This window comes from Stenotrophomonas sp. MYb238 (assembly GCF_009496535.1).
GTDB lineage: Bacteria > Pseudomonadota > Gammaproteobacteria > Xanthomonadales > Xanthomonadaceae > Stenotrophomonas.
This window is the reverse complement of sequence record NZ_WIDL01000004.1, coordinates 171726-188100: the sequence shown is the minus strand read 5'-3', so window position 1 is coordinate 188100 and position 16375 is coordinate 171726. Positions and strand designations below refer to the sequence as shown.

The window sequence follows — 16375 nt, the reverse complement described above, 5'->3', positions numbered from 1 at the left end:
TTGTGTGTGGTGTTAAAGGGTATAGCTAAAGTCGAACGGTTCCCGCTGGCGGCCCTTGGCCGCCGGAGGATCAGCTCAGCGCAAAGTTGACCGGGACGCGCACGCGACCAGCCGCCTTTTGTCCATTGATGACGGAAGGGTTGAACTTCCACTTGCGTGCCGCGTCCATGGCGGCGCGGTCGAGGTCACGGTTACGGCTGGACTTCTCGACGGACACATTGGTGACGTTGCCGCTGGCGTCGACATCAATGATGAGGATGACCTCGCCCTGGATGCCGGCGCGGAAGGCGGCCGGCGGGTAACGCGGCGGGTTCATGTTCTTGGACGAGATGTCCACGCTGGCCTGGATGTCGGTGACCTGGGCCGGCGGCGACGGCGGCGGGGGTGGCGGCGGCGGAGCGTCGACCAGGGTCACCATGACGTTGCGTTCCTTCTCCGTAGCGGCCTTCGGGGCCACGGCCGGGATCAGGAGCATCATCAGGGCTGCCAGATGGAGTGCGATTACGAAGGCGATGCCGGCGATGCGGGGCCAGCTCAGACCCTTGTCTTTCTCGCCGTCATACCTGTGGTGGAAAACCAGTTGTTCCGTCATGCGCCAAGAGCTCGTTAGTGGGGCCGGGGCGGCGTTGTTCCGACGCCCCTGATTCAGCGGTGCATGACACCGCAGGAACCTCCAAGCTTATACCAATCCTGACCAGCTGCGCATCACATCTGCAGCTGTTCAGGCGTTATTCCCGCTTACTTCAGGTTGATGATCTTGTCTGCATCGGCCGGATTCTTCACACCTTTAGCCTTTGCGTCCCGCGCAGCCTGCTTGGCTTCGGGAATCCGTCCTTCGGCATGCAGCACACGCGCCAGATTCAGGTAGGTCTCGCCATCCTTGGAAAGCGGGGCGGCCTTCTGCCACGCCTCGATGGCCTGCGGGATCTGGTCGGAGTAGTAGTACGACTGCGCCAGCGCCAGGTAGACCTGGTAGTCCGGCTTGAGGATGCCCTTGGACAGGCCCTCGTTGATCACCGCAATGACGTCCTTTTCCTTGTTCTCGGTGTTGGCGTAGATCGAGTACAGCTGCTTGTACTCGCGCTCTTCGCTGAGCTGTCCGGTCGCGCGCAGCTTGTCCATCACCGCGGCGGCCTTGTCCATCTGGTCGGCCTGCATGTACATGCTGGCCAGGTTGATTTGCGCTTTCTTGTCGGCCGGGTTCTTCGCGGCCAGGGCCTCGGCTTCCTTCACCGCTTCGCCGGTCTGGCCGGCTTCGGCGTAGGCGGCCATCAGCAGCTGGTTCCAGTTGTCCTTGGGCTCGGGCGAAGCGGCGATGGCCGCCTTCAGCACCGGGATGGCCTCGGCGTACTTCTCGGTCTGGTACAGCGCCTGGCCCTTGATGATCAGTTCCTCGGGCTTGTGCGACTTGGACTCGGCCAGGTACTTGTCCAGGTTGGCCAGGCCTTCGGCGTACTGCTCGTCCTGCAGCTGCAGCTGGGCCAGCATCAGCATGGCCTGGAAATGGCCGTTGTTGTCCAGCTGGTTCAGGGCGACGGCCTGCTGCAGGTACTGCTTGGCGGCGGCGGTGTCGTCCAGGTTGTAGGCGGCCTGCGAGGCCAGCTGGTTGGCCACGGCCTTGTCGTAGTCGTTGGCGTCGCCGGAGGCGAGGATCTCGTCGGCCAGCTTGCGGGTTTCCTCGTACTCGTCCTTGTTGTAGGCGGCGAAGAGCTTCTGCAGCTTGCTGCCCATCTTCGAGGACGACTTGGCCTTGGGCTCCTCGCGGGTCGCTTCCGGATACAGCACTTCGGCCTTGGCCGAACCGCGGTTGCGGCGTTCGCCCGAACGTTCGGAGGAGCGCGCCTGGGCGGCAGCATCGGCAACCACAACGCCGCCGAGCACGGTAGCGATGAGGACGGAAAGCAGGGCCTGCTTATGGCTGCGGGAGATCATGGGTCACCTCGATGAAACCGCGGGGGCGGTGCTGTAAACGGACGGTCTGGGAAGACGGAGCCGCCAAACGTAACAGAAAATTTTTGACGGAGAAATCACTTCCATTGCTGTACTGCACCAATGTCCAGGGCGGAGCCGGGCCATGTCCAAGGGTCAACCACAGCGCGGTACCCGTCCAGCCTGCCGCGCCTGCCGGTAGACAGGCTCCAGGGAAGCGACGTCGCGCTGCAGTTCGCGGATCCGGTTGGCCGGATCGGGGTGGGTGGAAAGCCATTGCGGCGAACGCGCGCCGCCCGCGGCCATCATGTTCTGCCACAGGCCCACGGCCTGGGCCGGATCGAACCCGGCCTGGGCCATCAGGCGCTGGCCGACCACGTCGGCCTCGCTTTCCTGGGTGCGGGAGTTGGGCAGCAGGATCAGTCCCTGCGCGCCGATGCTGCCGAACTGGTTGACCGCACCGGCAGCGGTATCGCCATAGGCGGCCCCGGCCAGGGCGCCCAGGATGCCCAGGCCCACCTGGGTGTTCTGCTGGCGGGTCAGGCGCTCCTCGTGGTGCCGCGAGATCACATGGCCGATCTCATGACCCAGCACCGCCGCCAGCTGGTCCTGGTTCTTGGCGACGCTGAAGATGCCGGTGTTCACGCCGACCTTGCCGCCGGGCAGGGCGAAGGCGTTGGGTTCCTTCTCCACGAACAAGGCCGTTTCCCAGCGCACGCCTTTGTACTGTTGCGGCAGTTGCGCCACCAGCGCGTTGACCACGCACTGCACATAGGCATTCTGCCTGCCGTCGCTGCTCAGGGTCTGCTTGGCCTTGGTCTCGGCGAAGGCCTGCGCACCGAGCTGGTCCAGCTGCTGCTGCGACACCCCGCCAACGATCTGGCGGCGGCCGGTGGGCGAGGTGGTCGTCGCACAGGCGCCCAGCAACAGCGCGATGGCAACGCCGAACAGCACGGGTTTCATGGTGGATTTCCCCTCGTTCATGTCCGCAGTGTGCGAGCGCCCGGCTTAAATTTCCGTCAATCGGTCAACACCGATTACTGGATGCCGAAGAGCACCAGCGCGGCCAGGGCCACGGCATTGTTGAGCGTATGCGCGGCGATGGCGGCCCACAAGGTCCCGGTCCTGCGGTACAGCCAGGCGAAAGCGACGCCCATGCCGCCATAGACCAGCCACAACTGCAGGATCTCGGGCAGTCCGTTGTCGCTGGTGCCGGGTATTTCGTGGATGAACGCAAAGGCGGCGCCGCTGAGCACCATGCCCAGCCAGGGACGGCCGGCGGCCCACAGACGGCCGAACAACACGCGCCGGAACAGCAGTTCCTCATACGCCGGGGCCAGAAACACCGCGAAAGCGACCAGGAACACGGGATAGTGGGCCAGCGCCTGCTCCATCAGCGGCAGGTTGGTCGGCACCGGGTCGATACCGACCTGCTTCCCGGCCCATCCGATCAGGCTGCTGCCGGCGAACACGCCGATGGCCACCAGCAGGGTCCATCCCCAGGTGGAACTCCGCCGCACGGCGGCCAGGGACGAGGCGCGTTCGGCCACCGAGGCGCGACGCCGCCAGAAGTAGAGCACCAGGGCCGTGGCGCCGGTGGAAACCAGCGCGATCAGCATCTGCGCCAGGGCACCCGGCTGGCCCAGCTGCGAGCCCAGCTGGGTCGCGTCCGGCGCACCACCGCCATCGCGCGCAAGCGCCAGACCGACCTCGAAACCGCGCCACAGTCCCCATGCCAGGCCACAGAACAGGCTCAGGCCCAGCAGGATGCACGCAGCCAGCAGGACATCCAGTCCGAATCCCAGCAGGGGAGAACCTTCGCGGGATACCGGCGGCGTGCCGGGCGGGACGGACAACGGAACCGGCGGTGGTACGGACATCGTGATCCTGGGACGGCAGCGGGAGAAGCGGGCAGGCACGCAGTTCCGCGCCTGCCCGTGTTGCCGGATTGTGTCAGATATCCAGATTGGTGACCTTCAGCGCGTTGTCCTCGATGAAGTCGCGGCGCGGTTCGACCACGTCGCCCATCAGGGTGCTGAAGATCTGGTCGGCGGCCACCGCGTCCTCGATGCGCACCTGCAGCAGGCGGCGGGTATCGGGGTTCACGGTGGTGTCCCACAGCTGTTCCGGGTTCATTTCGCCCAGACCCTTGAAGCGCTGGATCTGGCGGCCCTTCTTGGCTTCTTCCATCAGCCAGGCCTGGGCCTGGGCGAAGCCGGTGACTTCTGCCGAGCGGCTGCCGCGGTTGATGGTGGCGCCTTCACGGATCAGGCCGTGCAGCAGCTGCGAGGCCAGGTGCAGCGGACGCAGCTCGCCGGATTCGAACGCCGCCAGCGGCAGCACCTGGATGTGCTCCTCGCCCATGTGGCGGCGGGTGACCAGCACCGCGGCCGGGCGCTGTTCGGTCGGCTCCTGCAGGACCAGGCTGAAACGCGGCGTGCCCAGGCTGCCCTGGTTCAGGCGTTTGGCCAGCGCGTCCAGGCCTTCGCCGGCGGCGGCGCTGCGCAGGTGCTCCAGGTCCATCGGGGTGAAATCCACCAGCGCCTCGAGCAGGCTGCGGTCGTAGCGATGGGCATTGCGGTCGATGGCGTCCTGGGCGCTGGCGTAGGTCATCAACAGCTTCTCCAGCGCCACGCCCTCGATCGGCGGCTCGCCGGCGGCGGGTACCAGCGAGGCATTCTCCACCGCGCTGTTGGCCAGGTAGGCATCCAGCGCCGGGTCGTCCTTCAGGTACAGCTCGGTCTTGCCCTGCTTGATCTTGTACAGCGGCGGCAGGCCGATGTAGACGTAGCCGCGCTCGATCAGCTCCGGCATCTGCCGGTAGAAGAACGTCAGCAGCAGGGTGCGGATGTGGGCGCCGTCGACGTCGGCGTCGGTCATGATGATGATCTTGTGGTAACGCAGCTTGTCCGGGTTGTACTCGTCGCGGCCGATGCCGGTACCCAGCGCGGTGATCAGGGTACCGACCTGGTCGGAGGACAGCATGCGATCGAAGCGCGCGCGTTCCACGTTGAGGATCTTGCCGCGCAGCGGCAGCACGGCCTGGTTCTTGCGGTTGCGGCCCTGCTTGGCCGAGCCGCCTGCCGAGTCGCCCTCGACGATGAACAGTTCGGACAGCGCCGGATCCTTTTCCTGGCAGTCGGCCAGCTTGCCGGGCAGACCGGCGATGTCCAGCGCGCCCTTGCGGCGGGTCAGGTCGCGCGCCTTGCGCGCGGCCTCGCGGGCGCGGGCGGCGTCGACGATCTTGCCGGCGATGGCCTTGGCTTCGTTCGGGTTTTCCTGCAGGAACTCCTCCAGGCGCGCGCCGAAGGCGTTTTCCACCGCCGGGCGCACGTCGGAGCTGACCAGCTTTTCCTTGGTCTGGCTGGAGAAGCTCGGGTCCGGCACCTTCACCGACAGCACCGCGATCATGCCTTCGCGCATGTCATCGCCGGTCAGGCTGATCTTGGCCTGCTTAGCGATGCCGTTCTGCTCGATGTAGTTGTTCAGCACGCGGGTCAGCGCGCCGCGGAAGCCGGCCAGGTGGGTGCCGCCGTCCTTCTGCGGGATGTTGTTGGTGAAGCAGTACATCGTTTCCTGGTAGGAGTCGGTCCACTGCAGCGCCACTTCCACGGTGATGCCGTTGTGCTCGCCGGTGACCGAGATGACGTTCGGATGCAACGGCGTCTTCAACTGCGCCAGATGCTCCACGAAGCTCTTGATGCCGCCTTCGTAGTGGAAGTCGTCGCGGCGGCCTTCGCCGCGCTCGTCGACCAGGATGACCTTGACGCCCGAATTGAGGAACGAGAGCTCGCGCAGCCGGCGCGCCAAGATCTCGTAGTGGAACTCGACATTGCCGTGGAACGCCACGGTCGATGGCCAGAAGCGCACGGTGGTGCCACGCTTGGTCGTGGTTCCCAGCTGCTTGAGCGGGCTGACCGCGGCGCCGTTGCTGAACTCCTGCTGGTAGTGGAAACCGCCCTGGAAGACATCCACCAGCAGCTTCTGCGACAGCGCGTTGACCACGCTGACGCCGACGCCATGCAGGCCGCCGGAAACCTTGTAGCTGTTGTCGTCGAACTTGCCGCCGGCATGCAGGACCGTCATCACCACTTCGGCAGCGGACACCTCGCGGCCCAGCTTCTGGCTCATCTGCTCGTGCTTGCCGACCGGGATGCCGCGGCCGTTGTCCGAGACCGACACCGAACCATCGGCGTGGATCGTGACCAGCACGTTGTCGGCATGGCCGGCCAGGGCTTCGTCAATGGAGTTGTCGACGACTTCGAACACCATGTGGTGCAGGCCGGTGCCATCGTGGACGTCGCCGATGTACATGCCGGGGCGCTTGCGCACAGCCTCCAGGCCTTCAAGGGCGGTGATGCTGTTGGCGTCGTAATTGCCGTTGCTGGCCGGGGTGTTCTGTTCTTCGCTCATCGCGCTTGCCGTTGGCTCCACAGGTCACGCGCCGACCCGAAAGGCCGGGGCGTGAGTAAAGAGGGGATCGTTGCAAGTATACCAGCCGGGCCCGTACGCACCCGGAATGGTCATTGCAGCACTTGGATACCGCCGTGTTCCACGTGGAACACGGCGGCAGGGCGCAGCTGTTCTTCCAGCGCGGTGGGTGGCTCCGTCGCGGTGATGAACACCTGCGCAGGTGTGGTCGCCAGCCGCTGCACCACGCGCTGCTGGTGGTCGCGATCAAGTTCCGCGCCGAGATCGTCGAGCGCGATCACCGGCCACTCGCCGCGCTGGGTCGCATAGTCGTCGGCCTGCGCCAGCAGGCAAGCCAAGGCGGTGAGCTTGGCCTGCCCACGGGAAAGCGCGTCGCGTCCGGGAATATCGCCGTAACCGACGGTCCAGTCGGCCCGATGGGGTCCGACCGACGTATGCCCCACCGCGCGGTCGCGATCGCGCGACATGAGCAGTGCATCGGCCAGCGACATTTCATGCCGGCGCCAGCCCGGCTGCAGTTCGATGCCCTGTAACTGTAGACCCGGCGCAAGATCGGCGGCGATGCTCACGGCCCGCTCCTGCAGACGCTCCAGGTAGTGCTGCCGTCTTGAAGTCAGGGGAACGCCTGCCTCGGCCAGTTCATGGTCCCAGGCATCGAGCTGCCGGGGCGCGGCTCCCGCCTTGAGCAGGGCGTTGCGTTGTTTCAGGGCCCGGGTGTAGCGGCGCCAAAGCGGGAGAAAATTAGGTTCCACGTGGAACAAACCCCAATCGACGAAGCGTCGCCGCGGTTCGCTGCCTCCACTGACCAGGGCATGGCTACCCGGTTCGAAGGTCACCACGGCCAGCGCGGCGCACAGCGTCCCCAGCTGGGCGACATCCTCGCCATCCAGGCGACCTTTCCAGGCCTGGCCTCCGTGACGCAGTCCGGCCCTGCGAACCCGCCCCTCCGGTCCCACCCCGGCCTGTTCGCGCCATTCGACAAAGACGTCAAGCGCTTCGGCGCCTTTCTGTACCAGCCCATCGCGAACCCGGCCGCGGAAACTGCGCCCGTAGGCCATCAGATGCAGGGCTTCCAGGAGGCTGGTCTTGCCCGCTCCGTTCGCGCCGGTGATCAGGTTGATCCCGGGACGGGGAGCCAGTTCCACGGAGTCGAACCGACGGACGCGGTTCAAGGAGAGACGGACGATGTGCATTGACGCTCGGGAGGAAACGCGATGTCCCGGCAGTTCCAGTCCGGGCAGGAGCAGCCAGCTTAAAGCATCCTGCCCCGTGAACCGTCCATCGCGTGAGCCGGATCATTCCTGCGGCCAGCGCAGCCTCCGCTCCTGTATCCGGTCCGATGCCGAAGGCCTGCGGACAGCCCGTGCACAGGGTCTTGGCAACCTGTGGATGATTTTCATGTTTTTGCCCGCGGTCCCCCTTGTTCACAGCTATCCACAGGGCTATCCCCGGCATTTCCATAGGGGTTTCGACAGCGGTATTTCTTTTAAAAACAACAAGATGTCCGAGTTTCACATGAAATCTGGCTCTACCAGCATCACCAAGCTTCTGATTTATTCCCAGATTTAAAGCTTTGGAAGAATGTGAATCGGCAATCAGGTGAGATCTAAGCGAAAGGCCACTTCATCAGAATTGGAAACATGGATTTTTGAGAGCAGATCAGTGTTCCACGTGAAACATTGAAGAACATGGTCGCCTTACTCCGAACAGCAGACTTCCTAGCCTGAAACGACAGACAAAAAAAAGCCCGGCATCAGCCGGGCTTAGGTTCCACGTGGAACGTGTTTTTGTCAGAGCCGCAGCGGCATGACCACGTGCCGGGATTTCTCGCTGCTGGCTTCACGTACCAGTGCCGAGGAATTGGAATCACGCAACTGGATCACGACGTGCTCATCCCGTAGTGCCGAGAGAGCATCGAGCAGGTAGTTCACGTTGAAGCCGATGGCCAGATCACTGACCTGGGTTTCGGCCTCGATCTCTTCCTGCGCCTCCTCTTGCTCAGGATTGTGCGCGCTGATCTTCAGCTGGCCCGGCGTGACCTCGACGCGGACGCCGCGGTACTTCTCGTTGGACAGGATCGCTGCACGCTGCAGCGACGCGCGCAGGGTCTCGCGGTCCACCTTTACCTCGCGGTCGGCGCCGATCGGGATCACCGCTTCGTAATCCGGGAAGCGGCCATCGATCAGCTTGGAGGTGAAGGTCACATCGTCGCGCTTCACGCGCACGTGGCTGCGGCCCACTTCCAGTTCCACCTCGCGGTCGCCGCCTTCGAGCAGGCGCTGCAGTTCGGTCACGCCCTTGCGCGGCACGATGATCTGGCGCTTGGAACCGGTGCTGTTCTCCAGCGCGGTCTCGCACAGCGCCAGGCGATGACCGTCGGTGGCCACGCAGCGCAGCAGCTGGTCGCGCAGGTCGAACAGCAGGCCATTGAGGTAATAGCGCACGTCCTGCTGGGCCATGGCGAAGGCGGTCCGCTCGATCAGCTCCTTCAGCGCCGCCTCGGGTACCGCCACGCGCTCGGTGGCCTCGACTTCGTCCACCGACGGGAAATCGTTGGCCGGCAGCGTGGCGAGGGTGAAGCGGCTGCGCCCGGCCTGCACGGTGATCTTCTCGCCGGTCTGCGACACGGTCACGCGGCTGCCGTCGGGCAGGGCACGGATGATCTCGAACAGCTTGCGTGCCGGAATCGTGGTTTCGCCGTCCTGCGCGTCTTCGACCGCAATGCGGGAAACCATTTCCACTTCCAGGTCGGTACCGGTCAGCGACAGCTGGCCGCCCTGCACCTGGACCAGGAAGTTGGCCAGGACCGGAAGGGTCTGGCGGCGTTCGACCACGTTGACGACCTGGGCCAACGGCTTGAGGAAGGCTTCGCGCTGCAGTGTGAAACGCATGTGGTTTCGTGCCCCTATGCTTTTAAAAGATGTGGGTTAAATCAAAAGCTTGGTGGTGCTGGTAGAGCCAGATTTGGTTTAAAACACACCCAAGTGTTTGTTTTAAAAGGATTTCATTGGAGCGAAACCCTCTGTATTACTGGTCCGGAACGGGTGGGGAAAGTTGTGGATAACCTTGCGTCGATCCTGAAGCGCATTTTTATCCACAGATTCCCCAACGTCTGCCCCCGAATGATGCACCGTTTTGTGCGATGACGCCTGCATGGCGCCGATGCATCATTCGCTGACCCTGTCGCCTCTTCATTCCCGGTGTCCCGATGGCTTACTCACTCAACTTGCGGATGAGCTTGTCCCAGTCCTCGCGCAGCTTGCCGTCGGTCTCCATCAGCGTGCGGATCTGGCGGCAGGCGTGCAGCACCGTGGTGTGGTCGCGGCCGGCGAAGGCATCGCCGATTTCCGGCAGGCTGTGCTCGGTCAGCTCCTTGGTCAGCGCCATCGCGACCTGGCGCGGACGCGCCAGCGAACGGGTACGGCGCTTGGACAGCAGGTCCTTGATCTGCAGGCCGTAGTAGTCGGCCACGGTCTTCTGGATGTTGGGAATGCTGATCGCCTGCTGCTGGGCGCGCAGCAGGTCGCGCAGGGTTTCCTGGGCGAACTCGGTGGTGATGGCGCGGCCGGTGAAGTTGGCGCGCGCGGTCAGCGTGTTGAGCGCGCCTTCCAGGTCGCGCACGTTGCTGCGCATCTTCTTGGCGATCAGGAACGCCACGTCGTCCGGGATCTCGGCGCCGCGCTCGCGCGCCTTGGCCAGCACGATGGCTGCGCGGGTCTCGAAATCCGGCGGTTCGATCGCTACCGACAGGCCCCAGGCCAGGCGCGATTTCAGCCGCGCTTCCAGACCCTCGACTTCGCGCGGGTAGCGGTCGCAGGTCAGGATGATCTGCTGCTTGCCGTCGAACAGCGCGTTGAAGGTGTGGAAGAACTCCTCCTGCGTGCGGTCCTTGCCGGCGAAGAACTGGATGTCGTCGATCAGCAGCGCGTCCACCTGCTGGAACTGGCGCTTGAACTGGTCCATCGCCTTTTCCTGCAGCGCCCGGATCATGGCGCTGAAGAACTGCTCCGAACGCAGGTAGAGCACGCGCGCGGCCGGATTGACCTGGCGCATCGCGTTGCCGGCGGCCAGCATCAGGTGGGTCTTGCCCAGGCCGGTGCCGCCGTACAGCAGCAGCGGATTGTGCGCGCGGTCGCCGGGCTTCTGCGCCGCCTGAAAGGCAGCGGCCAGGCCCAGCTGGTTGCTGCGGCCTTCCACGAAGTTGGCGAAGGTGTAGTGCGCATCCAGGTTGCCGTTGAACGGCACCACCGGCGCAGCCGGAGCCGCCGTGCCAGTCGTGGCAGCCGTGATCGGCGCCGGTTCGGCCACGCGCGGGCGCGAGCCGATTTCCAGCTGCACCTCGGCGATGTCGGCGAAATAGCGCAGCAGCTCGTTGATGCGCGGCAGGTAGCGCTCGCGCACCTGGTCGACGATGAAGGCGTTCGGGGCGTACAGCACCATGCTGTCGGCGCGCTGGTCGGCCTGCAGCGGCTTCAACCAGGTGTGGACATCTTCCGGCGGAAATTCCGCTTCAAGACGTTCGATACAACGGGACCAGGCATCCATCGGAAATAATCATCGAAGGCACGCGGGACGGGCGCAGGAAGCCGCCCGGCCACGTGCCGGAAAGGGGGAAAGTGGATGGCCCAGACTACCACCGCGCGGCGGGGGCGGGAATGCTTGTCCCTGACTTGTTCACAGATCCATCCACAGCCTGTGGATGAAACCCTTGCAGGGAAAGCATTACAGCGCTTGACGCGATGGGGGGAGGGTCTATAGAATTTCCGGTTCTTTCCGTCCCATTCATACAGGTGCCCCCATGGCCACCAAGCGCACGTTCCAACCCAGCAACCTCAAGCGCAAGCGCGATCACGGCTTCCGCGCGCGTATGAAGACCGCTGACGGCCGCAAGATCCTGTCGCGTCGCCGCGCCAAGGGCCGCAAAGTCCTCAGCGCTTGATTGCGTCGCCGCCCCGTGCGGCAGATGCAAATCCGATCGTGAGCAGCACCGACCCGCGCAAGCGATTTCCTCGCTCTGCGCGGGTTCGTACGCGTGCCGAATATACAACGGTCTTCAACGGCGCCCGCCGTGTATCCGACCCATTGATGACACTGCACTGGCTGAAAGGGGACACCCCCGCCCGGCTGGGCTTGGCCGTGTCGCGCAAGGTCGATACACGGTCGGTGGGCCGCAACCGCATCAAGCGTGTGCTGCGTGACGCCACACGCCACCTCCGGGCAGACATGGCCGGGGGTGACTATGTCGTGGTCGCCCGCTCGGCGGCCAAGCTTGCCGACAATCGGCAGATCCGCGAGGCGTTCGTACGTCTGCTCCGCCGTGCCGGTGCATTGCCCGCGGTGATCACTGACGGCACAATGCCGCCGCGCGAGGGCAACGAACCCTCTTCTTCCTTGAACGCGCCGGGTTCACCGCCCGGTCGAGCCGAGCCTGCCTGCTGATGAACCAGACCCGTGTATTCCTGATTTTCGCCTGGCTGATGGTGGCGGTGCTGCTGTGGATGGAGTGGGGTCGCGAGAAGAACGCGCCGGATCCGGCCACTGTCGCCACGAGCCAGCCGGCGGTGCCGGCCGCCAACGACGCCGACCTTGCGCCGCCGGCCGCCGGCAACGTGCCGCAGGCTTCCATTCCGGGCCAGGCGCCGACCGCGGTCGCCCCGGCGGCCACGCTGGAGCCGGTCACCACCGCGCCCCGCGTCACCGTCACCACCGACGTGCTGAAGCTGGTGCTCGACGGCCGCAGCGTGCTCGACGCCGACCTGCTGCAGTTCCCGCAGACCAAGGCCGCCGGCAGCCCGCCGGTGCAGCTGCTCACCGAAGAGAAGGCGCATCCCTACAGCGCCACCAGCGGTTGGGTGGGGCAGGGCGGTTCGGCCGCGCCGGGCGCCAATGGTTTCCAGCCGGCGCAGGCTGCGAAGGAATACACCCTGGCCGACGGCCAGGGCGAGCTGCAGGTGCCGTTCGTCTGGAACGGCCCGGACGGCGTCAGCATCCACCGTACCTACACCTTCAAGCGCGGCGACTACGCCATCGGCGTCAAGGATGAAGTGGTCAACGCCGGCGGCGCGCCGTGGCAGGGCTATGTATTCCGCAAGCTCGACCGCGTGCCGGCGATCCTCAGCCGCAGCATGACCAACCCGGATTCCTTCAGCTTCAACGGCGCCACCTGGTACGACAAGGACAAGAAGTACCAGCGTCGCCCGTTCGCCGATTACCTGGAGGACGGCAACCTCAACCAGACCGTCAGCGGCGGCTGGGTGGCGATGCTGCAGCACCACTTCTTCACCGCGTGGATTCCGCAGCCCGACCAGGCCTCGCTGTACCTGCTCTCGCAGAACGGCCCGCGCAACGTCATCGAGGCGCGCGGCCCGGGCTTCACCGTGGCACCGGGCCAGAAGGTGAGCACGCAGGCGCGCCTGTGGGTCGGCCCGAAGCTGGTCAACCAGATCGCCAAGGAAGATGTGCCCGGTCTGGAGCGCGTGGTCGACTACAGCCGCTTCTCGCTGATGGCCATCATCGGCCAGGGCCTGTTCTGGGTGATGAACCAGGTCCACAAGCTGGTCGGCAACTGGGGCTGGTCGATCATCGGTCTGGTGATCCTGCTCAAGCTGGCGCTGTTCCCGCTGGCCAACGCGCAGTACAAGTCGCAGGCCAAGATGCGCAAGTTCCAGCCGCGCATCGCCCAGCTCAAGGAACGCTATGGCGACGACCGCCAGAAGTTCCAGACCGCGATGATGGAGCTGTACAAGAAGGAAAAGATCAATCCGATGGGCGGCTGCCTGCCGCTGCTGATCCAGATGCCGATCTTCTTCGCCCTGTACTGGGTGCTGGTGGAGTCGGTGGAACTGCGCCAGGCGCCGTGGTTCGCGTGGATCCAGGACCTGACCGCGCGCGATCCGTACTTCATCCTGCCGGTGATCAACGTGGCGGTGATGTGGTTCACGCAGAAGCTGACGCCGGCGCCGGGCATGGACCCGATGCAGCAGAAGATGATGCAGTTCATGCCGCTGGTGTTCGGCGTCATGATGGCCTTCATGCCGTCCGGCCTGGTGCTGTACTGGGTGGTCAATGGCGGCCTGAGCCTGGCCCAGCAGTGGTGGATGACCAAGAAGCACGGCGAGCACGCGCCGCCGGCCAAGGCCGAAGCCAAGTAACCGCGAAAGCCCGCCGCAAGGCGGGCTTTTCGTATGGGCGGCGCGATCCGGCATTCCCTGTAGGAGCGACTTCAGTCGCGATGGGGCATTGCCGGGAAAGCCCCATCGCGACTGAAGTCGCTCCTACGGGAATTGTTGGCGATGCCAGCGGGGTTGGCCCTGCTCCACTAGAATCTTCCGGCCTCCGCCTGTCATCGCCTGCCATGTCCCGTCTTCCTGCAATGCGCGCTTTCCTGCTGCCGATCGCCGTGTCCGCGCTGCTGGCCGGTTGCGGCGGCAAGCCGGCCGACCCGCAGCAACCGGCTGCGAATGTTGCCGGGCAGGCGGCAACGGACGACGGCGCGGCGGCACCGCTGCTCACGGCGCTGCGCCAACAGCTCGACAGCCACCGCCGTATCATCGTACTGCTGGCCGACGAGGAAACGCAGAACGACCGCGATCGCGCGACCTCCACCCGCATCGGCCAGCAGCTGTTCCATGACGGGCTGGAACAGCGCCAGGCGATCGCCACGCAGTTCGATGCGCTGCTGCGCACCCCCAGTCCGCAGCGCTTCGCCACGCTGGGCGTGGTGCTGGACTACATCGAATCGGCGCCGGACCTGTACGACGCCGATCGCCTGGTCTTTCGCGAAATGCTGCGCGACCTGCACGAGCGCGTCGGCGCCGATTCCTCGCTGCCGGCGGTCAAGCTGCACCAGCGCATCGGCGAGGACCTGGACGCGCTGGACGAGATCGAGCGCAACTACAACCAGGAAATCACCCGCATCTTCAGCCGCTTCGAGCGCACGCGCGCCATCGCGCTCAAGCGCGAGAAATGGGAGGACTACGTCGCCCACCTGCGCACGCAGTACGAGCGCGAGACGATCCTGCGCGACCACGGCGTGATCGAGCCCTATCCGATGTCGATGAAGGACAGCGAGCGCGAGATCTTCGGCCGCGACCTGCCCGCCAAGACCGTGGTGCTGACCTTCGACGACGGCCCGCACAAGGCCTACACCGACGAGATCACCGCCATCCTCAAGCGCTACGACGTGCCGGGCGTGTTCTTCGAGGTCGGCCGCAACATCGGCACCGTCGGTACCGACGGCAAGGTGACGCTGGGCGCGATGGCAGGCATCAGCCGCCAGCTGATGGCCGACGGCTACGCCGTAGGCAACCACAGCCTCACCCACGCCCAGCTCTCGCGCACCAGCGGCGACGCGCTGCGCGAACAGGTGCTGGGCACCGACGCGCTGCTGCGCCGTGTCGGCGACAGGCGCGCGCCGCTGTTCCGCTTCCCGTACGGCGCGCGCAACGCCGAAGGCCTGCAGCTGCTCGGCGAAGCCGGGCTGAAATCGATCATGTGGAACATCGATTCGATGGACTGGGCCGACCCGGTGCCGGAGTCCATCGTGCAGCGCGTGCTCGACCAGGTGCAGAAGGAGCAGCGCGGCATCATCCTGTTCCACGACATCCACGACCGCGCGGTGAAGGCGCTGCCGCAGATCCTGGACCGGCTGATCGCCGACGGCTACCAGTTCGCCGGCTGGAACGGCCGCGACTTCTCCGTCAGTCGCGCCCGCCGCGATGCCGGCAACGCGGCGACGGTCACCACCGGCTACGAGAAGTCATGGGCCATCGTCATCGGCATCGACGACTATGCGAAGTGGCCGAAGCTCGAATACGCCAGCCGCGACGCCCAAGCCATCGCCGACACCCTGACCGGCCAGTTCGGCTTCCCGTCCTCGCAGGTGATCGTGCTGAAGAACCGCGAGGCCACCCGCAACAACATCCTGGCCGCGTTCCACGATCGGCTGGCCGATGGCCGCACCCAGAAGAACGACCGCGTGTTCGTATTCTTCGCCGGCCATGGCGCTACCCGCCAGCTCGCCTCCGGGCGCGACCTGGGCTACATCATCCCGGTGGATTCGGACCCGAAGGAATTCGCCACCGACGCCATCGCCATGACCGACGTGCAGAACATCGCCGAGAGCCTGCAGGCCAAGCACGTGCTGTTCGTGATGGACGCCTGCTACAGCGGCCTGGGCCTGACCCGCGGCGGCGCTTCGTCGTCCTCTTTCCTGCGCGAGAACGCGCGCCGCACCGCGCGGCAGATGCTCACCGCCGGCGGCGCCGACCAGCAGGTCGCCGACAGCGGCCCCAACGGCCACTCGGTGTTCACCTGGGTGCTGCTGCAGGCGCTGTCCGGCAAGGGCGACCTCAATGGCGACGGGCTGATCACCGGCACGGAACTGGCCGCCTACGTCGCGCCGGCGGTGTCGGCGGTCTCGCGGCAGACGCCGGCGTTCGGCAGCCTGCCCGGTTCGCAGGGCGGCGAGTTCGTATTCCAGGTGCCGGACAGCCAGGAGTTCCTCAATGCCGACACCACCCAGCTCTCGGCCGACGCCATCGCGCTCAACAGCCGCGTCGATGCGGCGCAGGGCGGCAACGAGGCCGCGGTGAAGGTCGCCAACCTGCAGGGAGGCAGCAACACGCTGGTGGTGCCGGCCGCGGTGCCGACCTCCGACCGCCAGCGCGCCCAGCAGGCCAACGACCGCGGCCTGCAGCTGTACCGCGAGAAACGCTACGACGAGGCGGTAGCGCAGTTCACCGAAGCGCTGAAGCTGCGCCCGGATTTCGCCCAGGCCGCCAACAACCTCGGTTTCGTCTACTACCGCCAGCAACGCTACATGGAAGCGGCGCGCTGGCTGGAGAACACGCTGAAGATCGATCCTTCGCGCGCGGTGGCCTACCTCAACCTTGGCGATGCTTATTTCCACGCCGGCGAAAAGGCCAGGGCGAAGCAGGCCTACACCACCTACCTGGAACTGCAGCCGCAGGGCAGCGGCGCCGCGCAGGCGCGCGCGCAGCTGCAGAAGCTGTAA

The 16375-nt window shown here is 65.5% G+C and carries 12 protein-coding genes; 4 read left to right on the top strand and 8 right to left on the bottom strand.

What is annotated here, in order from left to right; genetic code table 11:
• Positions 1 to 70 precede the first annotated feature (70 nt).
• The 8 genes from CQ393_RS04445 to dnaA form a co-directional block, all read right to left on the bottom strand.
• Entirely contained in the window at positions 71 to 592 is a 522-nt protein-coding gene (locus CQ393_RS04445; protein WP_153190420.1) for an energy transducer TonB, read from the bottom strand.
• A gap of 146 nt (positions 593 to 738) precedes the next feature.
• Positions 739 to 1932, bottom strand: a complete 1194-nt coding sequence (locus CQ393_RS04440; protein WP_153190419.1) for a tetratricopeptide repeat protein — start codon at positions 1930 to 1932, stop codon at positions 739 to 741.
• A 153-nt stretch (positions 1933 to 2085) separates the two neighbouring features.
• Complete coding sequence (locus CQ393_RS04435) at positions 2086 to 2892, bottom strand: M48 family metallopeptidase (RefSeq protein ID WP_153190418.1); 807 nt, start codon at positions 2890 to 2892, stop codon at positions 2086 to 2088.
• Positions 2893 to 2966: 74 nt separating this feature from the next.
• The gene (locus CQ393_RS04430; protein ID WP_153190417.1) at positions 2967 to 3809 is read right to left on the bottom strand and encodes a CPBP family intramembrane glutamic endopeptidase; all 843 of its coding nucleotides are present in this window, start codon (positions 3807 to 3809) and stop codon (positions 2967 to 2969) included.
• A 73-nt stretch (positions 3810 to 3882) separates the two neighbouring features.
• Positions 3883 to 6342 (bottom strand): DNA topoisomerase (ATP-hydrolyzing) subunit B, encoded by a 2460-nt coding sequence (gene gyrB, locus CQ393_RS04425; protein WP_153190416.1) that lies wholly within the window; start codon positions 6340 to 6342, stop codon positions 3883 to 3885.
• A gap of 110 nt (positions 6343 to 6452) precedes the next feature.
• Positions 6453 to 7553: a DNA replication/repair protein RecF gene (gene recF, locus CQ393_RS04420; protein ID WP_153190415.1), complete on the bottom strand. Its 1101-nt coding sequence runs from the start codon at positions 7551 to 7553 to the stop codon at positions 6453 to 6455.
• A gap of 597 nt (positions 7554 to 8150) precedes the next feature.
• Entirely contained in the window at positions 8151 to 9251 is a 1101-nt protein-coding gene (dnaN, locus tag CQ393_RS04415) for a DNA polymerase III subunit beta (RefSeq protein ID WP_153190414.1), read from the bottom strand.
• Positions 9252 to 9573: 322 nt separating this feature from the next.
• A complete protein-coding gene (gene dnaA / locus CQ393_RS04410; protein WP_153190413.1) occupies positions 9574 to 10905 on the bottom strand; it encodes a chromosomal replication initiator protein DnaA in 1332 nt (443 codons plus the stop codon).
• 253 nt (positions 10906 to 11158) lie between these two features.
• Between dnaA and rpmH the strand changes: the two genes are divergently transcribed.
• From rpmH to CQ393_RS04390, 4 genes are all read left to right on the top strand, one after another.
• The gene (gene rpmH / locus CQ393_RS04405; RefSeq protein WP_006404565.1) at positions 11159 to 11299 is read left to right on the top strand and encodes a 50S ribosomal protein L34; all 141 of its coding nucleotides are present in this window, start codon (positions 11159 to 11161) and stop codon (positions 11297 to 11299) included.
• Positions 11300 to 11337: 38 nt separating this feature from the next.
• Positions 11338 to 11799: a ribonuclease P protein component gene (rnpA, locus tag CQ393_RS04400; RefSeq protein ID WP_343199534.1), complete on the top strand. Its 462-nt coding sequence runs from the start codon at positions 11338 to 11340 to the stop codon at positions 11797 to 11799.
• A complete protein-coding gene (yidC, locus tag CQ393_RS04395; RefSeq protein WP_153190411.1) occupies positions 11799 to 13511 on the top strand; it encodes a membrane protein insertase YidC in 1713 nt (570 codons plus the stop codon). Before rnpA ends, yidC begins: the two co-directional genes overlap by 1 nt.
• Before the next feature lie 203 nt (positions 13512 to 13714).
• Positions 13715 to 16375: a polysaccharide deacetylase family protein gene (locus tag CQ393_RS04390; RefSeq protein WP_153190410.1), complete on the top strand. Its 2661-nt coding sequence runs from the start codon at positions 13715 to 13717 to the stop codon at positions 16373 to 16375.